This is a genomic window from Pseudomonas sp. NPDC090233, from assembly GCF_044772285.1.
Taxonomy (GTDB): domain Bacteria; phylum Pseudomonadota; class Gammaproteobacteria; order Pseudomonadales; family Pseudomonadaceae; genus Aquipseudomonas.
This window is the reverse complement of record NZ_JBIVYQ010000001.1, coordinates 60,577-77,408: the sequence shown is the minus strand read 5'-3', so window position 1 is coordinate 77,408 and position 16,832 is coordinate 60,577. Positions and strand designations below refer to the sequence as shown.

Here is a 16,832-nt window from a genome sequence, read left to right as displayed (position 1 = left end):
AACGCCATTAGGCTAGCCAATAATCCTTGCGATCGATAATAAGGCAAACGCATGACGCTCACCGACCAGTCCACCCAGGTACGCCCCGGCGAAGAACTCGACGCGGCCGTCATCGACCATTACCTGAAGGCCAACATCGCAGGCCTCGAAGGCACGCCAAGGATCAGCCAGTTCCCCGGCGGCGCGTCCAATCTGACTTATCTGGTTACCTACCCCGGCCGCGAATTCGTGCTGCGGCGCCCGCCGTTCGGCCAGAAAGCCAAATCGGCCCACGACATGGGCCGCGAGTTCCGCATTCTCAACCAGCTCAACAGCGGCTTCCCGTACTGTCCGAAGGCCTATGCCCATTGCACCGATGAAACACTGATCGGCGGCGAGTTCTACGTGATGGAGCGGGTCAACGGCATCATCCTGCGCTCGGACATTCCTGCCGAGCTTGGCCTGGATGCCACACGCACCGAAGCGCTGTGCAAAAGCTTCATCGACCGCCTGGTAGAGCTGCATCAAGTCGACTATCAGGCCTGCGGCCTGGCCGACCTGGGCAAGCCGGAAGGCTATGTGCAGCGCCAGGTCGAAGGCTGGACCAGCCGCTATGAAAAAGCCCTGACCCCCGATGCCCCACGCTGGCAGCAAGTCGTCGCCTGGCTGCGCGAGAAGATGCCGGCCGACCACCCGCGCCCAGGCATCGTGCATAACGACTATCGCTTCGACAATGTGATCCTCGACGCCGACAACCCCATGCGCATCATCGGCGTGCTCGATTGGGAAATGGCCACCATTGGCGATCCGCTGATGGACCTGGGCAACAGCCTGGCTTATTGGATCGAGGCGAGCGACCCGGCGCCTGTGCAGATGATGCGCCGCCAACCGAGCAATGCCCCCGGCATGCTCACCCGCCGCCAGTTCGTCGACTACTACGCCGAGCGCGCCGGCATCAGCCTCGACAACTTCGATTACTACTATTGCTACGGCCTGTTCCGCCTGGCCGGCATCGTCCAGCAAATCTACTACCGCTTCTACCACGGCCAGACCCAGGACAAACGCTTCGCCCAATTCATTCACATGAACCGGTTGCTTGAGCAAATGAGCTTGCAGGTCATCGCCAAATCCACGCTCTGACGACAGACAACAAGGAAAACAGCATGTCCAAGACCCACCTGTTCGACCTCGATGGCAAGATCGCTTTCGTTTCCGGCGCCAGCCGTGGCATTGGCGAGGCTATCGCCCACCTGTTGGCGCAGCAAGGCGCCCATGTGATCGTTTCCAGCCGAAAGCTCGATGGCTGCCAGCAAGTGGCCGACGCCATCATCGCGGCAGGCGGCAAGGCCACCGCAGTGGCCTGCCACATCGGTGAACTGGAGCAGATCCAGCAGGTTTTCGCCGGCATCCGCGAACAGTTCGGGCGCCTGGACGTGCTGGTCAACAACGCCGCTACCAACCCGCAATTCTGCAACGTGCTGGACACCGACCCAAGCGCCTTCCAGAAGACCGTTGACGTCAATATTCGCGGCTATTTCTTCATGTCGGTGGAAGCCGGCAAGCTGATGCGTGAAAACGGCGGCGGCAGCATCATCAACGTGGCCTCGATCAATGGCGTTTCGCCAGGCCACTTCCAGGGCATCTATTCGGTGACCAAGGCCGCAGTGATCAACATGACCAAGGTTTTCGCCAAGGAATGCGCGCAGTTCGGCATACGCTGCAACGCCCTGTTGCCAGGTTTGACCGACACCAAGTTCGCCTCGGCACTGGTGAAAAACGACGCCATCCTCAACGCCGCGCTGCAGCAGATCCCACTCAAGCGCGTCGCCGACCCCAAGGAAATGGCCGGTGCGGTGTTGTACCTGGCCAGCGATGCGTCGAGCTACACCACAGGCACCGCGCTCAATGTGGACGGTGGCTATCTGTCGTGATCAAACCTTGATCGCCTGCAGCGTGTAGCTGAGCGGCAGGCGCTCGGGACCTTTGCTCAGGCGCCACTCGCCGTCGGGGCCTTTGTCCATCTGCCCCGGCAGCGCCTCCCAGGGGATGCTCTGGTGCTCGGCCAGGGCTGTCAGTTGCAGGCCGTGCCCCAGCAAGGCGCTGATGATCTCGCCCAGACCATGGTTCCATTCATGGGTCTCGGTCAAGGTGAGGCGCTGGACGCTGTCGACGTAAGTCTGGTCGTTGTGCCATACCGTTGGCGTCTCATGCTCGAAGTACGGATATTCCAGCTGTAGCCGATCCTGGTGGTCTTCGTTGACCGCCATCAGCATCGGATGTCCATCACGCAGGAACAAGCGCCCGCCCGTTTTCAGCAAGGCCGCCACAGTGCGGGCCCAGGGCTCGATATGCGGCAGCCAGCAGAGCGCGCCGATACCGGTGTAGACGAGGTCGAAACTACCGGCCTGCAGCACCTGATCAGCGTGATAGACATCGGCTTCGACATACTCGATCGGCGTGTTGCAACGCTTGGCCAACTGGCGCGCTTCTGCCAGCGATGCTGCCGAGTAGTCCAGGCCGCAGACCTGGGCGCCCAGCCGCGCCAGCGAGAGGGTATCGGTACCGATATGACATTGCAGGTGGACGGTTCGCAGACCGCTGACATCGCCGAGCTGTGGCAAATCGAAGCGCACGGTTTCCGAGAGATGTGCTGATTGCTGGACGAATAGATCGACCTCGTAGTCTTTCGACGCGGCATGCAGTGGGGCACGTTCGTCCCAGCTGGCACGGTTGAGTTGCTGTGATCGGTCCATGGTGAACATCCTTGTTGCCATTGGTGTTTAGATCGGCCCCACTCAGTGTTACAAACAGGTAGCCGCCGCAGCGCGGCGTTGCAATGCCACGCCATCGTTCTTCTGCGCATAGTAGTCCACCCGCGTGCCGCCGCCCTGCGGATACACATCCACAAACGATTCCGCCTCACGCGTATAAACGGTCAGCCCACCTTGCTTGCGCGGCTCCAGGTAACCACTGGCGTCTTCCCCGAACACATCCTCTTTCTGCCAGCTGAACTGAATGCACTGGGCCACCAGCTCCGGCGCCTTGCGCGAGTCGAGCTGCGCAGTCGGCTTACCGCCGCGTGCCGTTTCCATGGTCGCAGAAGCGCAACCAACCAGTACCAGCGCTGCAGCCATCGGCAGAATTGCTCGCATGTTCCATCCTCGGGGCAAAAAAGAAAGCGACTCTAGCACTGCCGGGCAGGGCGAGTGAATTGTCCGCCGCCGGCTGCTGTCGCAGGTAAGACATGCCTACAACAGGAGATTTGTCATGAAAGCACGCCGTCTTTTGCCTTCGCTGTTCCTCGCCACCCTGCCCTGCCTGCCCATGGTCGCTTCAGCTGCGCCATCGGCCGAAGAAAGTATCACCGCTCCAGAAACCCATAACCGCGAACTCAAGGTCGGTGACAAAGCGCCGGACCAATACAAGCGCGACGACCAGGCCATCAAGGACTGGAAAGCCAAGGGCTTGCCGGCCCCCGAGAAAGAAAGCCACTGGGTGCGCATGGGTGACCACTATGTGCTGGTGCAGATTACCAATGGCGTCGTACTTGCTATCCACCCTGCCTCCTGATTCAGCGCACCAAGCTGCGCCGCTCATCGCCGGCGCAGCAAATCTTGTCCGCACAGGAAACCAAATGGATCGCTCACAGTCCTAGCAAGTGCCCCGTAAACCTATGCGGATCAAGGACCTATATCGTGATGACCCGCCTTGCAAGCTTTTCGCTGATCGGCGCATTCCTGCTACTCGCCGGCTGCCACCACCATCATTACCACGATGACGATGACGGCTGGCGCGACGGTGATCGCGGCCACCGTCACCACCAGCGGCACGATCGCGACGATGATGATCGCCGCTACCGTGACCGCGATTACCGTTGATACGTCTTTCCACTCCACACATAACCTGATGATTTTTCCGAGGCTCCTATCATGCGTCTGACTTTGCCTTCCCTCGCCCTTGGCCTGCTGCTGTGCCAAGGCGCTTTCGCCGGTGACGGCACTGCCGCCATTGGCGGTGGCCTGGGTGGCGTCCTGGGTAACGTTGTCGGCAAACAGCTCGGCGGCAGCACCGGTGCAGCCATCGGTGCTGGCGTGGGCGGCGCGGCGGGCAGCGCGGTCGCAGCGCGCAAGGGCAACCGTACTGAAGCCGCCATCGGCGGCGGCCTGGGTTCGGCTGGCGGCTCGCTGCTGGGCGGCAAGGTTGGCGGCTCAGCCGGTTCGACCATCGGTGCCGGCCTCGGCGGCGCGGCCGGTGGCGCCATCGGCAACCACCTGGGTGACAACAACGGCAAGAAGCACCGCCGTCATCGTCACTGAGTCATCCTGCACCAGGGCCGCCTTCGCGGCCCTTTTTGTTCACGCGCACACCAAACCCTGCAACACATCAACACGGCCTTCACTACAACCTGCCACACTGACTGCTACTGTCTTCCGTGCCCCTTGAGTGAAGGAACACCCCCGCCCCATGAACCAGGAACTGCTCTGGGTCCTCGGCCTGCTGGCTGTCGTCGTCGCCCTCTTCGTCATCAACCGTCCGCGCATGGACGTGGTCGCCCTCCTGGTGATCCTTGCCCTGCCCTTGTCGGGCATCCTCACGGTCGAGCAGGCGCTGGCCGGTTTCAGCGACCCCAACGTGGTGCTGATCGCCGCCTTGTTCGTGATCGGCGAGGGGCTGGTTCGCACTGGCATCGCTTACCGCATCGGTGAATGGATGAGCGCACAGGCCGGTGACAGCGAAGCGCGCCTGTTGGTATTGCTGATGGTATCGGTGGCCGGGCTGGGATCGGTGATGAGTTCGACCGGCGTGGTCGCGATTTTCATTCCGGTAGTGCTGAGCATCGCCGCGCGCCTGCGCATTTCGCCCAGCCGCCTGATGATGCCGCTGAGCTTCGCGGGCCTGATCAGCGGCATGCTCAGCCTGGTGGCGACCCCGCCGAACGTGGTGGTGCACAGCGAGCTGGTGCGCAATGGCGAACAAGGGTTCAGCTTCTTCAGCTTCACTCCTTTTGGCCTGGTAGTGCTGGTGCTCGGTGTCGGCTACATGCTGCTGACGCGCCATTGGCTGAACGGTGAAGTTCGCAAGGACGGCCGGGTGGAAAGCCGCCGCACTTTGCTCGACCTGGTACTCGACTACAAACTCAACGGCCGCGAGCGCCGCCTGCGTATTCGCCCGCATTCCCCGCTGATCGGCCATACCCTCGGTGAATTGGCGCTGCGTACCCGGCATGGCGCCAACGTGATCGGCATCGAGCGCCAGCACAAGTTCACCACGCGGGTAATCGCCGCCGACTCCAATACCGTGCTGCATCAAGGCGATGTCCTGCTGCTCGACCTGTTCGCCAATCGCGACGACCTGCGCAACCTGTGTCAGACCATGCAACTGGAACCGCTGCACTTCAAGGCGGCCTACTTCATCGACCAGTCCCAGGAGCTGGGCATGGCCGAAGTCTCGCTGCCTCCTGGATCGCAACTGATTGGCAAAAGCATCCTGGACCTTGCCTTTCGCACCCGCTACGACCTCAACGTGGTCGGCCTGCGCCGCGAGCAGGCGGCGATCGAAGAAAACCTGGTGGAAGAACCGTTGCGCCAGGGCGATACGCTGCTGGTGGTCGGCCTCTGGAAAGCGGTGCGGCAACTGCAAGGCCAACCGAAGGACTTCCTGGTACTGAGCCTGCCCGCCGAGATCGACCAGGTCGCACCGGCACGCGCTCGCGCGCCCTACGCCTTGATCAGCCTGGCGGTCATGGTCGGGCTGATGGTCAGCGGTGCGGTGCCCAACGTGCTTGCCGCGCTGATCGGCTGCCTGCTGATGGGGGCGGGGCGCTGTATCGACATGAACAGCGCGTACCGGGCGATCCACTGGCAGAGCCTGGTATTGATCGTCGGCATGCTACCGTTCGCCCTGGCCCTGCAGAAAACCGGCGGTATCGACCTGGCGGTGGGCGGGTTGGTCAGCCTGCTGGGCGGCGCCGGCCCGCTCGCGATGCTTGCCTGCCTGTTCATGGTGACCGCCGTAATCGGTCTATTCATCTCGAATACCGCCACTGCGGTGCTGATGGCGCCCGTGGCAATCAGCACCGCGACCCAGCTGGGTCTATCGCCCTACCCGTTCGCCATGACCGTGGCCCTGGCGGCCTCGGCTGCATTCATGACCCCGGTTTCCTCGCCGGTAAATACCCTGGTGCTAGGACCTGGCCAGTACCGCTTTGCCGACTTCGTCAAGGTTGGGGTGCCCTTCACGGTGCTGGTGATGTTGGTAACGGTGTTGATGGTGCCTTGGTTCTACGGTTTATGACATTACCGCAGCGAGTGTAGGCTATTTGGCATTATGTTGCGCGATCGCGGCAGATTGACATCAACTAGCCTGTGGAAACACACTGACACGTCATTGCCCCAGGTGCCTACAGCCGTTGTCCTGGATTTCGTCTCCGCTTGTCGGTCGAGCCTATGGTTTTTCCAGCCCAATCGCGCTTGTTGCCCTATGTCGCCCTGTTCGGGCTGACCTTTGCCCTGACCCTCGGCGGGATCCTGGCCCGGCCAATCGAGTCCCTGTCGCTGTTCTGGCCAGTCAATGCCGTGCTGGCCGGCATGCTCTTGCGCTACCCGCGCCAAGCCAGCCCGCTGGGTTTCGCCTTGATCTGGCTGGCGATGGTCGCCGCCGACTTGGCCTGCGGCAGCGCCTGGGCGCCGGCACTGTGGTTCAACCTGTGCAATTTGGGTGTGGTGGTGACGGTATGGCTCTTGCTGTCACGCCTGCCGCGTCGGCATCGACGCATGCGCAGCCCGCAGGGCGTGCTCACTGTGTTCGGCGCCAGCACCGCAGGGGCTGCGGTGGCGGCCAGCCTGGCCTGCGTGATGGCTGCGCCGTGGTTCGAGCAATCGCTGCGCTCCACCTGGCTGGCCTGGTTCAGCGAGCAGTTCTCGACCAGCGTGCTGGTGTTGCCTGTGCTGCTTACCGCGCCTTCGGCCCGTGCGCTGGTGCGCAGCGGTGCCCAGGCGATCCGCCTGGCTCCCCTGCTGGTGCTGCTCGCGTCGCTGGCGTTGAGCATTCTCTTCGGCGGGCCGGGGGCGATTGCCTTCCCGATCGCGGCGCTGCTGTGGTGCGCCTGGACCTACTCACCCTTCCTGGTTTCCCTGCTGACACTCACGGCAGGCAGTACGTTGATCGTGGCAGTGGCGCAGAACCTCATGCACTTCAGCGTGCCGCAGAGCGAACCGGGGGTCAGCACACTGATGTCGGCGCGCCTGGGCATCGCCATGCTGGTGCTCGGGCCACTGGTAGTGGCCTGCGTCAGCCAGGCCAATCGCAGCCTCCTGGCCCGCCTGGCGCATCAGGCCACCGTCGATCATCTGACCGGCGTGCTGACCCGCAGCGCCTTTACCCAGCGCGCCAGCGCCGTGCTCGACAGCCGCCAGCTGCATGCCCAGGCACTGCCGCTGACCTTGATGATGCTGGATATCGACCACTTCAAATCAATCAATGACCGCCATGGCCACGGCGTGGGTGACCAGGTGTTGCGCCAGTTCGCCCGTACGTTGCAAGACCAGTTGCACGACGGAGAGCTGCTGGCGCGCATGGGCGGAGAAGAGTTTGTGGTGCTGCTGCCGGGGCTGGCACCGGAGCGTGCCAAGTTCACAGCTGAGCGCTTGCGCCGGGCCGTCCAGGACCTGCACGTGGCTCAAGGCGATGCGCGCCTGCAAATCACCGTCAGCATCGGCCTCGATGGCTGCGCTGCCGATGTCACGGCACCCGGCCTTGACGAGCTGTTGGCCCGCGCGGACCAGGCGCTGTATCGCGCCAAGGCCCACGGCCGTAACCGCGTCGAACTGGCCGAAGCGCAGCGTCAGGTGGTCTGACTCAACCTGCCAGCAAATCCCAGGACAGCTTGGCGATCAGCACGCACAGCAGAATCAAAAACAGCCCGCGCACGAACCCTGCGCCCTTGCGCACAGCCAGCCAGGTGCCGGTCAGCGCGCCAAGCACATTGCACGCAGCCATTGGCAGGGCAATCGCATACAACACATTGCCGGAAGGCACGAAGAACACCAGCGCCGCCAGGTTGGTGGCGATGTTGACCAGCTTGGCCGAGGCTGAGGCATGCAGAAAGTCCAGGGCGAAGAAGCGAATGAACAGGAAGATCAGGAAGCTGCCGGTGCCTGGGCCAAACAGGCCATCGTAGAAGCCGATGGCGCCTCCAATCAGCACCGCCAGGCACTGCTCTTTGCGGCCAATTTTCGCCGGCTTGTGCAAGGTGCCGAAGTCTTTCTTGCAGAAGGTGTAGATCGCCATCAGCACAATCATCACCAGCACCGCCGGGCGCATCACGCTGGGTGGCACCAGCGACACCGTAGCGGCACCTGCGAACGACATGACGAACGCACTGAGCGCCGCTGGCACGATCAGTCCCCAATCCAACGTCACCTTGCGAATGAACGAGCGCGCCGCAAAGGCCGTACCGCAGACTGAAGCCAGCTTGTTGGTGCCCAGCAAGGCTGCGGGTTGCGCGGTGGGCAGCACGTTGAACAGCGCCGGGATCTGAATCAGCCCGCCGCCACCGACAGCGGCATCGATCAGGCCGGCGGCAAAGGCGAACAGGGAAAGTACGGCAATATCCATCATGAAGCGGTTCCAGGCAGTGAGGGCAGACCGCAAGGCTAATCAAAACGTCGCGCTTGTGTTGAAATGCCACATTGCACAAACCGCAACAAGGAGCCTTTCATGGCATTGGACATGCTGCGCGAAATCCAGGCCTTCGTCAGCGTCGCGCACAAGCGCAGCTTCGTCGCCGCCGCTCGCGCCCTCGGCCGCTCACCCAGCGCCGTGACGCGCGCGGTGCAAATGCTGGAAGACAACACCGGGTGCAAGCTGCTCAACCGCAATGCCAATGCGGTGACCCTCACCGACGCAGGTGAACGCCTGCTCCCGCATGCCGAACGCTTGCTGGATGTGCAACGTGACGCAGCCGACGAACTGGCCGCGCTCAGTGGCAACGCGCAAGGCTGGATCCGCTTCGGCGTGCCGCAACTGCTCGGCGAACATGTGCTGCCTGGCGTACTGGAGGCGTTTTCCCAACGCCACCCGCAGGTCACCCTGGATGTGCAGTACAGCGATGAGGCGATGGACCCGTTGTTGGGCAAGCTCGATTTCGTGGTGCGGGGGGCCTTCCCACAATCAAGTGAGCTGATTGGGTATCCGTTGTGGCGCTACCAACGTCATGTCTATGCCAGCCCTGCCTACCTGGCCCGCAATGGCACACCTCGACTGCCAGAAGAGCTAGTGGATCACTCATTGATCCTGCACACCGCTCCACGCATCCTCAAGGCCTGGCATTTCTGCCGTGATGGCCACATCACGAGTCTGCGCCCTCACCCGAGGCTGCGACTGAGTTCAGGTGACGCGGTGTATCACAGCACGCTGGCAGGTGCCGGCATCGCTCGACTGGCTGATTGGGTCGGCGAAGCACAAGTCAAAGCCGGACGCCTGGTGCGTGTATGCCCTGAATACCGGTTGACGTCCAGCACCGGACAAGACCCTCAGATGCATGCTGTGTACCCCGCTGGAGAGCTGCCAGCACGGGTACGCGAGCTGCTATTGGCATTGCGCCAGGCAGGTGAAATGACGATTGAACAGCCCGGCTGACAGCTGTTCAAAATCTGCTCAATTTAACAGAAGCCACAAACGGCTTGGCTTGCAGCATTTTATCCACAGACCTACCCACGTTTTTTGTGGACAGATTTCCCCTTGCAAAGAAGGACTTATCGCACGCGCAGCAATGCCGCATTCGCCGCTTTGACCAGCTCGATCCATTCAACCGCGCTGATCTCACCCGATTGCTCCAGGGCTTCGGCACAGCGCAACGCCTGATCATATTCATCCTCTTCGAGGATATCGGCAGTGAGAAAACGGCTACGCCACTCCAGCATGGCTGAAGTGTCCTTCTTGCATTCCATCTATGTATTGACTCCAAGGCAAATGACCAGGCGCTATGCGACCCATTATGACGCGAGCGCGAGAGTACACGAGCTATTTGCACTTGAGAACGACTTGCAGCTACCGCTAGTCCAGCGGTATACCAAGATGGGCTGAGGAGAATGGCAGGAAATTGGCCCATCTGACGAAGGAGACGGGCCGGAGGGTGGGCGGAAAGTCAGCTGGGCGGAATGGTCCCCAGCAGGCCGATCAGAATCGTCAGTAGCAAAAAACCACCCAGAAACAACGCGAGCTTGCCCATTGAAACCTCTTCAAATATAGAGTGGGGATGAAAAGCAGTATGAGGGGCAAGCTGATACGGTTACAGATTCAGGTTTGTAGAAAAAATGCGTATCAGATGACGATTGCAGCGCTAATATTCTCGCAGCTGCAGCGTATTTGTATCTTTGTGTGTACGAAGTGAGACCTGATACACAACAACGCTTTCTGCGCAGCAATAGGACACATGCGCGATACAGCGATCTACTTTACTGGCTGGCATCCAGACACAACCGATGGCCAAGCCAAGGAATCGCCCCATGTACGCCAGCCATGCTCCCGCAACTCGCCGCCTCAAACGCACTACCCTGTTTGCCTGTGCCCTGCTGCCGCTTGCGCTAATGAGCGCTGGCGCAACCCTCGCAGCACAAACCCAGCCGCCAGCCTCCACGCATGCTGCAGATGAATTCGGCCCACTGAAACACATCAACGCCGGTGTGCTTGATGTCGCTTACGTTGAACAAGGCCCGGCCGATGGCCCGGTGGTGATTCTGCTGCATGGCTGGCCTTACGACATCCACAGTTTCCAGGACGTCGCCCCGACCTTGGCCGCCAAAGGCTATCGAGTTCTGGTGCCCTACGTACGCGGCTACGGCGCAACACGCTTCCTCTCGGGGCAGACGCCTCGCAACGCCCAGCCTGCGGCGCTGGCCAGCGACGTGATCGCGTTCATGGACGCACTGCAGGTAAAACGTGCCGTGCTGGCGGGCTTCGACTGGGGCGCACGCACTGCCGACATCGTCTCGGTGCTGTGGCCCGAGCGGGTGAAAGCGCTGGTTTCGGTCAGTGGCTACCTGATCAGCAGCCAGGAAGCAGCCAAGGCACCTCTGCCGCCGAGCGCCGAGTTGCAGTGGTGGTACCAGTACTACTTCGCGACCGAGCGCGGCCAGGCGGGCTATGAAAAGGACCGTCATGCCTTTGCCAAGCTGATCTGGCAGAGCGCCTCGCCGAAGTGGGCGTTCGACGATGCCACGTTCGAACGCAGCGCGCAGGCGTTGGACAATCCCGATCAGGTAGCGATTACCGTACACAACTATCGCTGGCGCCTGGGGCTGGCGCAGGGCGAGACACGCTACGACCCGCTGGAAGCGAAACTGGCCAAGTTCCCCAGCATCGGCGTACCGACCATTGCCCTCGAAGGTGACGCCAATGGCGCGCCGCACCCACCTGCCGAAGCGTATGCGCAACGGTTTACCGGCAAGTATGAGTACCGGCTCATCAGTGGCGGTATCGGCCATAACCTGCCGCAAGAGGCACCGCAGGCATTCGCCCAGGCGGTGGTGGATGCAGATCACCTGTAGGCCCTGGCGGTTTAATTGCTACATCAAGTTTCCGAACACACCCAGCCGGCCCGGCTGCGGTCGTCAGCGCCCTGCGACCCGCCGGCAGCCGAAAACCCGAGCAAACTCGGGTATCAAAGAGGGTTCCGATCTACACGAATAGAAACAGGTACAACTCAAATTTGTAGGATGTTTTTCTTCGCTGGGTACGAATTATCGTGATCGTCAGCATTCGCTGTATGAAACCTCAGTTTCCGCAGGATTATTGAGCTGCTACGGTCCATTTTCCTACAACGGCACGGAGGCCCTCAGCGTGAGAGATACATGGACCCGTTCAATAGTTCTGGCTTGGCATTGCAAAAAAACCTGCTCGCATTGCGCAAGGAGCGAGATCGCCTGAAGGCACTCGGCAAGCTTGAAGAGGCGCTGCAGCTTGCGCGACAGATTGCCCAGATCGAGGCCGTTGTTGAGCGATTGCCCCAGGGTGCGAAGCCGCCGACGTTGCAATAGCGGCTATGCTCCGGCCCCGCTCAGCAGGCAGCTCGAGTGCCCACTCGCTTGGGCATCGCCCCAAGGCCTGTCACGGCAAAGGCAATCACCAGCGCCCCGGCACCTAGCTGGAAGATCAGTTGCTGATTGGAGCCATCCACCAACATCGCGATCAGCGCCGGGGTCACTGCTGCAGCCCCCATCAAGGTCATGCTGACCACCGGCGTGAGCTTGCCTGTCGGGTCGTTGGTGGTGATCAGTGCCATGTAGTACGACAACGACAGCACCCAGCCGAAATTGAGTAGCAACAGCGCGACACACAACTGCATCGGCGTACGTGTATGGCCCGTGAGCATGGCAATGGAAATAAACACCGCCACCAATCCCACGGCGATCATCAGCTGGCGGTTGACCCGTGCCCCCAGCACACTTGGCAATGCTGCGCCTGGCAAGCCGCCAATGGCGGACAGGCCGAACGCCCAACCGATATCGACACCACCGATTCCCTGATCACGCGCCAGTTGGTCGATGAAGCCCCAGACACAGTAAATGGCGATCTGCATGAAGAGCATGCCTACCAGCGCACTGCGCCCCGTGCGCGCAGAACCACCCTGGGCCAGCGTACCTTCGCCGCTTTCCTGCAAGATTACCGGACGACGTGGCAGAACCAGGCTGGCGGCGCAGATCAGCAGGTACCACAGGCCGAACGAGCACAAAGCGGTCACCGCTCCACTCTGTGCGGCAAGCAAAGGCAAGGCTGCGGAAAACAACGAGTACTCCGGCGTCTGCAACAACAGCATCAGCCCAAACGAACGGTCCTGATTGGGCAGGCGCCCCAGCGTCGTCACCGCGTACGCATAGACCAGCCCCGCGCAGGTACCGGCTGCCAGGCGCACGATCAGCAGCGTCATGCTGGTGCTGGCAAACGCCGTGGCAATGCTCAAGGCCACGCACAGCATCCCGACCCACAAGCACAGGCCGCGCCCACCGTGGCGCTTCATCAACAGCGGACACAGCAAGGTGCCGAGGGTCATGCCGATCATTTCGACCGACACCACCCAACCCTGCAGGTCAAGTGACAGGCTCAGCCGCTCGGTGACCAACCCCATGAAGATGGGTTGCACTCCACAGACGATGAATGACGTACAGGCAATGAATATGAGGGCGGCACGCACTCGCTTGGAATCACTGAGCATGGGGAAACTCCGACACGGCATTGTTTTTATTGTGGGAAGGCGGGGCACGCGCCCAATGCTGGGCCGAACCAGAGGGCTTTGAAAGTTAATTATCGGAATCGACTCCAGTGGGCTTTTTAATGCAGGCCCGCATCCAAAAACGCACTGCCGTCGATCCTGATAATTAATTTGAGCCCTGTCCCGATCCTCCCTACCGTGTGACGTCATACCAGCCTCGGAGAACAGGCCCGAACATGAACGACCGTGAGTTCATCAACGCCATCGACCCAGATGGCCTACCCCTGCACATAGCCGTCAAGAACGGGCGCATTACCCACGTCGGTGCGCAGCGCGCCGCCGAAACGGCCCGCGAAACCATCGACCTGGAAGGCCTCTTGGTGTTGCCAGGCTTCGTTGACGGCCATATCCACCTGGACAAGAGTTTCGTCGGCGACCGTTGGCGCCCGCACCAACCGGTGGCGTCCCTACGTGAGCGCCTGGCCGTGGAAAAACGCGAACTGGCCAGCGCCCCGCCTATCGTCGAGCGCGCCAATGCCCTGATCCGCCAAGCCGCCTCGTTCGGCACGATTGCCATGCGCTGCCATGTGGACGTGGACGCAACCACTGGCCTTGCCAACCTGCGCGCCATCCTGGAAGCCCGCGAGCAGTGGAAAGACCTGCTCGACATCGAACTGGTCGCCTTCCCCCAGGCAGGTGTGGTCAGTTGCCCGGGCACCGCCGAAGTGATCGAAGCCGCCGTGCGCGAAGGCGTGCAGGTGGTCGGCGGCATCGACCCGACCACCCTGGACGGCGACGCCGAGGCCCAGCTCGACATTGTCTTCGGCATTGCCGACCGGCATAGCGTGAAAGTCGATATCCACCTGCATGAACCGGGCGACATCTGCATCGCGCAGCTCGAACGGATTGCCGCACGCACCCACGCATTGGGCATGCAAGGCCTGGTGGCGGTCAGCCATGCCTACGGCCTGGGCGATGTCTGCGAAAGTGTGGTCGACCGCACCGCCGAGATGCTCGCCCGCGCCGGCATATCGATCATGACCAACGCTCCCGGCGAGCACGCCTTCCCGCCTGTGCTACGCCTGCGCGCCGGCGGCGTGCGGGTGTTCACCGGCAACGACAATATTCAGGACGCCTGGTGGCCTTACGGCAACGGCGACATGCTGCAACGGGCCATGCTGGTCAGCTACCGCTCAGGCTTCAATACCGACGAAGAACTGCGCGTAGCGCTGGAAATGGCGACCGAGGCCGGCGCCGGGGTCATGGGCAAACAGGACTATGGCTTGAAGGTTGGCAACGAAGCGAGCTTCGTGCTGTTCAAGGCGCCGAATGCCGCAGCGGCGGTGGCGGCGGCAATCCATGAGCGGGTGATTGTGCGCCATGGCGCATTCTGGGGTGGGCCTGCGCAGTTGCAGTTGAAGGCAGCGCAATTCGCCGAAGAACTGCGCCGCTGACCCTGGCTTAATCAGCCTCTGACCTGAGGATGCCAATCAGGATCTCGGCCAGCGCTTTGACCATCGGATCGACCGTCGGGCGATGGAAGATTGCAGCCTCGAATACCGTGATCGGTGTGAAGCCCTCCTCCGCCCCCAGTACCCGATGCGCTGCCGTCACCACCCGGTGCGGCAGCAGGCTGACGCCCAGCCCATTGGCCACTGCCTCCTGGATACCCGCCAGGCTCGAACTGGTAAAGCCGATACGCCAACTACGGCCCATGGCTTCGATGGCGCTGATCATATCGTCACGGTACAGGCCGCGCGGCGGGAAGGTCACCAGCGGGATCGGGTCCTGAGCGAAACACGGAAACTGCGCGCTGTCGAGCCAGTCGATGCGCTCCGGCTGGCAGGCTACCGCTTCACGGCTGTGCCGACGCTGCTTGACCAGCACCAGGTCCAGCTCGCCGCGGTCGTAGGTGCTCATCAGGTCACGGCTGAGCCCGCCGGTGATCTCCAGCTTGACCTTGGGGTGCTTCCGGTTGAACGCCGCCAGCGCCTGCATCGTCTTGCCTGCGACGAAATCGTCCGGCAGGCCGATACGCACCGTGAGCGTGATTCCACCCGACATCGCTTCGGTGAGCTGGTTGCTTACCGCCAGCAGATGGCGCGCGTAGCCCAACAGGGTTTCGCCAGCGTCGGTGGGGTGCACCTCGCGGTTGCTGCGGTCCAGCAACTGTTGCCCGACCATTTCTTCCAGGCGGCGAACCTTCTGGCTGACGGTGGACTGCGTGGAGTGCAGGCGCGCGGCGGCAGTGGTGAAGCTGCCGCAGTCGGCGACCATGACCAGGGTGCGAAGCATGTCCAGGTCGTAAATGGGACGGTTGGTTTTGGCGGAGTCTGACATTGGGGGTTCAGTATTTGAATTTTTGGCTGGATGCATGATGCCAGAATGTTTCAAAAAATCAGATTCCGCCCCTTTCTTGTAGTCCATTTCCCAAACATACTGCTGCCGCCTATTTTCCGTTGCGGTTGCAGTATCACCGCTCTAGTCTCGGCCTGTCGCTGCACATCAGCGACACGGCTTTGACAGGCCGCAACGGTTTAAGCACACGGCTTACCTTCTATGGTGGCTGTATGTGGGGCACGCTTGCGTGCGCCGGAACTTGCTTATTCCGCCGGTCTGTCAACCCACGTACAGCTGCCACCCTTCTGTTTGACAGCGGGAGAGTGGCGACATCTAGCGAGGTAATAAGCAATGTTAAAGATCGTCCCCGATCCACCTCACAATCTCCTTGCCCCGCGAAAGGGCCCGCCCAGTCACAGAAAATTTCAGGGAGATGAGCAATGAGCACTGACGACATCAAATGTACTGTCGGCAAGACCACGTTCTTTCAGGGCGAAAACCAGACCCATCCACTGTTTCGTATCGAAGCCGGTATCCCTTGCCAGGATGCCCGCGAGCAAGCGTCAGCATTGATGGGCTATGTAAGGGAACTGACGGTTATCGGCGTAATGGATGAAAAGCCGATGATGATCTGGGCTGCACACTACCTGAGTGCACTGGCCAAGGCGCTGATGGATGATGCCGAGTTGGGCATGATGCATTGACTCAGTGGGCACACATGCAGAGCCTTTCATTAGTGTAATTTTCGCCTCACGTTGGCGTCAGATGCAGGCCGCACCGCAGGAAGTTTTGCATGCTATCAGTGCTGAAAAATCGAGAACTTAGACATCGCCTCCTGAGACCGTCGCCATGATGTTTGCCATAGGCAGCTACCTTGGCCTCTTCCTCGCTGCATTCGGCGCCGCGACAATACTGCCGATGCAGTCCGAGGCGGTGCTCGTGGGTATGCTGGTGTCAGAGCACTACGCAACCTTGACGCTGCTAACTGTTGCCACCTTGGGTAACGTGCTGGGTTCGCTGGTGAACTGGCTTTTGGGTCGGGGGATTGATCATTACCGGGACCGCCGCTGGTTTCCCGTAGGGCCAGACAAACTGCAAAAAGCGCAGAATGTGTACCAGCGCTATGGCTATTGGTCTCTCTTGCTGAGTTGGGTGCCATTGATAGGCGACGCATTGACGCTGGTCGCAGGGGTAATGAGAGAACCCCTATGGCGCTTTGTGCTGATCGTGTCGTTGGCCAAAGGTGGCCGATACGCCATTCTTGCGTTGGTTGTCCTGGGAATCATGCCTTGAATGAACGTTG

19 protein-coding genes are annotated in these 16,832 nt (G+C 61.3%); 13 read left to right on the top strand and 6 right to left on the bottom strand.

From position 1 onward, the window contains the following. Positions 1-51 precede the first annotated feature (51 nt). A complete protein-coding gene (locus ACIQUF_RS00390) occupies positions 52-1,119 on the top strand; it encodes a phosphotransferase family protein (RefSeq protein ID WP_403126719.1) in 1,068 nt (355 codons plus the stop codon). Positions 1,120-1,142: 23 nt separating this feature from the next. Then, entirely contained in the window at positions 1,143-1,910 is a 768-nt protein-coding gene (locus ACIQUF_RS00385; protein ID WP_403126716.1) for an SDR family oxidoreductase, read from the top strand. Here the strand turns inward: ACIQUF_RS00385 and ACIQUF_RS00380 are convergent, their stop codons facing one another. Beyond that, positions 1,911-2,732, bottom strand: coding sequence for a class I SAM-dependent methyltransferase (locus ACIQUF_RS00380; RefSeq protein ID WP_403126713.1), 822 nt, complete (start codon positions 2,730-2,732; stop codon positions 1,911-1,913). Between the two features lie 48 nt (positions 2,733-2,780). Next, a complete protein-coding gene (locus ACIQUF_RS00375; protein ID WP_403126710.1) occupies positions 2,781-3,131 on the bottom strand; it encodes a hypothetical protein in 351 nt (116 codons plus the stop codon). Positions 3,132-3,246: 115 nt separating this feature from the next. Between ACIQUF_RS00375 and ACIQUF_RS00370 the strand changes: the two genes are divergently transcribed. From ACIQUF_RS00370 to ACIQUF_RS00350, 5 genes are all read left to right on the top strand, one after another. Continuing rightward, positions 3,247-3,549, top strand: coding sequence for an RcnB family protein (locus ACIQUF_RS00370; protein WP_403126707.1), 303 nt, complete (start codon positions 3,247-3,249; stop codon positions 3,547-3,549). A 128-nt stretch (positions 3,550-3,677) separates the two neighbouring features. Then, entirely contained in the window at positions 3,678-3,857 is a 180-nt protein-coding gene (locus tag ACIQUF_RS00365; RefSeq protein WP_403126704.1) for a hypothetical protein, read from the top strand. Between the two features lie 51 nt (positions 3,858-3,908). Then, a complete protein-coding gene (locus ACIQUF_RS00360) occupies positions 3,909-4,295 on the top strand; it encodes a glycine zipper domain-containing protein (RefSeq protein ID WP_400794370.1) in 387 nt (128 codons plus the stop codon). 148 nt (positions 4,296-4,443) lie between these two features. Continuing rightward, entirely contained in the window at positions 4,444-6,273 is a 1,830-nt protein-coding gene (locus ACIQUF_RS00355; RefSeq protein ID WP_403126701.1) for an SLC13 family permease, read from the top strand. A gap of 137 nt (positions 6,274-6,410) precedes the next feature. Then, positions 6,411-7,835 (top strand): diguanylate cyclase, encoded by a 1,425-nt coding sequence (locus ACIQUF_RS00350; protein ID WP_403126698.1) that lies wholly within the window; start codon positions 6,411-6,413, stop codon positions 7,833-7,835. 1 nt (position 7,836) lies between these two features. On the opposite strand, the gene ACIQUF_RS00345 is transcribed toward ACIQUF_RS00350, so the two are convergent. Next, the gene (locus ACIQUF_RS00345) at positions 7,837-8,598 is read right to left on the bottom strand and encodes a sulfite exporter TauE/SafE family protein (RefSeq protein ID WP_403126695.1); all 762 of its coding nucleotides are present in this window, start codon (positions 8,596-8,598) and stop codon (positions 7,837-7,839) included. A 99-nt stretch (positions 8,599-8,697) separates the two neighbouring features. Here ACIQUF_RS00345 and ACIQUF_RS00340 point away from each other — a divergent pair, with 99 nt between their 5' ends. After that, entirely contained in the window at positions 8,698-9,618 is a 921-nt protein-coding gene (locus ACIQUF_RS00340) for a LysR substrate-binding domain-containing protein (RefSeq protein WP_403126693.1), read from the top strand. Positions 9,619-9,734: 116 nt separating this feature from the next. Here ACIQUF_RS00340 and ACIQUF_RS00335 read toward each other — a convergent pair whose 3' ends face one another. Then, positions 9,735-9,929: a hypothetical protein gene (locus tag ACIQUF_RS00335; protein ID WP_403126691.1), complete on the bottom strand. Its 195-nt coding sequence runs from the start codon at positions 9,927-9,929 to the stop codon at positions 9,735-9,737. A 558-nt stretch (positions 9,930-10,487) separates the two neighbouring features. Here ACIQUF_RS00335 and ACIQUF_RS00330 point away from each other — a divergent pair. Together ACIQUF_RS00330 and ACIQUF_RS00325 are read left to right on the top strand one after the other, a co-directional pair. Beyond that, the gene (locus ACIQUF_RS00330; RefSeq protein WP_403126688.1) at positions 10,488-11,528 is read left to right on the top strand and encodes an alpha/beta fold hydrolase; all 1,041 of its coding nucleotides are present in this window, start codon (positions 10,488-10,490) and stop codon (positions 11,526-11,528) included. A gap of 303 nt (positions 11,529-11,831) precedes the next feature. Then, positions 11,832-12,017: a hypothetical protein gene (locus ACIQUF_RS00325; protein WP_403126685.1), complete on the top strand. Its 186-nt coding sequence runs from the start codon at positions 11,832-11,834 to the stop codon at positions 12,015-12,017. 20 nt (positions 12,018-12,037) lie between these two features. Here ACIQUF_RS00325 and ACIQUF_RS00320 read toward each other — a convergent pair whose 3' ends face one another. Further along, entirely contained in the window at positions 12,038-13,192 is a 1,155-nt protein-coding gene (locus ACIQUF_RS00320; RefSeq protein ID WP_403126682.1) for an MFS transporter, read from the bottom strand. Positions 13,193-13,425: 233 nt separating this feature from the next. Here ACIQUF_RS00320 and ACIQUF_RS00315 point away from each other — a divergent pair, with 233 nt between their 5' ends. Next, complete coding sequence (locus tag ACIQUF_RS00315) at positions 13,426-14,643, top strand: amidohydrolase family protein (RefSeq protein ID WP_403126681.1); 1,218 nt, start codon at positions 13,426-13,428, stop codon at positions 14,641-14,643. A gap of 7 nt (positions 14,644-14,650) precedes the next feature. Here the strand turns inward: ACIQUF_RS00315 and ACIQUF_RS00310 are convergent, their stop codons facing one another. Continuing rightward, complete coding sequence (locus ACIQUF_RS00310; protein WP_403126679.1) at positions 14,651-15,529, bottom strand: LysR substrate-binding domain-containing protein; 879 nt, start codon at positions 15,527-15,529, stop codon at positions 14,651-14,653. 440 nt (positions 15,530-15,969) lie between these two features. On the opposite strand from ACIQUF_RS00310, the gene ACIQUF_RS00305 reads away from it, so the two are divergent. Together ACIQUF_RS00305 and ACIQUF_RS00300 are read left to right on the top strand one after the other, a co-directional pair. Beyond that, positions 15,970-16,233 carry a DUF3077 domain-containing protein gene (locus ACIQUF_RS00305; protein WP_403126676.1) on the top strand — a complete coding sequence of 88 codons (264 nt, stop codon included), beginning with the start codon at positions 15,970-15,972 and terminating at the stop codon, positions 16,231-16,233. Between the two features lie 148 nt (positions 16,234-16,381). After that, positions 16,382-16,822 carry a YqaA family protein gene (locus tag ACIQUF_RS00300; RefSeq protein WP_403128850.1) on the top strand — a complete coding sequence of 147 codons (441 nt, stop codon included), beginning with the start codon at positions 16,382-16,384 and terminating at the stop codon, positions 16,820-16,822. The last annotated feature ends 10 nt before the right edge of the window (positions 16,823-16,832 follow it).

Coding starts and splice junctions, on each gene's coding strand:
- ACIQUF_RS00390 (WP_403126719.1), top strand. CDS start 52: ATGACGCTCACCGACCAGTCCACCCAGGTACGCCCCGGCGAAGAACTC.
- ACIQUF_RS00385 (WP_403126716.1), top strand. CDS start 1,143: ATGTCCAAGACCCACCTGTTCGACCTCGATGGCAAGATCGCTTTCGTT.
- ACIQUF_RS00380 (WP_403126713.1), bottom strand. CDS start 2,732: ATGGACCGATCACAGCAACTCAACCGTGCCAGCTGGGACGAACGTGCC.
- ACIQUF_RS00375 (WP_403126710.1), bottom strand. CDS start 3,131: ATGCGAGCAATTCTGCCGATGGCTGCAGCGCTGGTACTGGTTGGTTGC.
- ACIQUF_RS00370 (WP_403126707.1), top strand. CDS start 3,247: ATGAAAGCACGCCGTCTTTTGCCTTCGCTGTTCCTCGCCACCCTGCCC.
- ACIQUF_RS00365 (WP_403126704.1), top strand. CDS start 3,678: ATGACCCGCCTTGCAAGCTTTTCGCTGATCGGCGCATTCCTGCTACTC.
- ACIQUF_RS00360 (WP_400794370.1), top strand. CDS start 3,909: ATGCGTCTGACTTTGCCTTCCCTCGCCCTTGGCCTGCTGCTGTGCCAA.
- ACIQUF_RS00355 (WP_403126701.1), top strand. CDS start 4,444: ATGAACCAGGAACTGCTCTGGGTCCTCGGCCTGCTGGCTGTCGTCGTC.
- ACIQUF_RS00345 (WP_403126695.1), bottom strand. CDS start 8,598: ATGATGGATATTGCCGTACTTTCCCTGTTCGCCTTTGCCGCCGGCCTG.
- ACIQUF_RS00340 (WP_403126693.1), top strand. CDS start 8,698: ATGGCATTGGACATGCTGCGCGAAATCCAGGCCTTCGTCAGCGTCGCG.
- ACIQUF_RS00335 (WP_403126691.1), bottom strand. CDS start 9,929: ATGGAATGCAAGAAGGACACTTCAGCCATGCTGGAGTGGCGTAGCCGT.
- ACIQUF_RS00330 (WP_403126688.1), top strand. CDS start 10,488: ATGTACGCCAGCCATGCTCCCGCAACTCGCCGCCTCAAACGCACTACC.
- ACIQUF_RS00325 (WP_403126685.1), top strand. CDS start 11,832: ATGGACCCGTTCAATAGTTCTGGCTTGGCATTGCAAAAAAACCTGCTC.
- ACIQUF_RS00320 (WP_403126682.1), bottom strand. CDS start 13,192: ATGCTCAGTGATTCCAAGCGAGTGCGTGCCGCCCTCATATTCATTGCC.
- ACIQUF_RS00315 (WP_403126681.1), top strand. CDS start 13,426: ATGAACGACCGTGAGTTCATCAACGCCATCGACCCAGATGGCCTACCC.
- ACIQUF_RS00310 (WP_403126679.1), bottom strand. CDS start 15,529: ATGTCAGACTCCGCCAAAACCAACCGTCCCATTTACGACCTGGACATG.
- ACIQUF_RS00305 (WP_403126676.1), top strand. CDS start 15,970: ATGAGCACTGACGACATCAAATGTACTGTCGGCAAGACCACGTTCTTT.
- ACIQUF_RS00300 (WP_403128850.1), top strand. CDS start 16,382: ATGTTTGCCATAGGCAGCTACCTTGGCCTCTTCCTCGCTGCATTCGGC.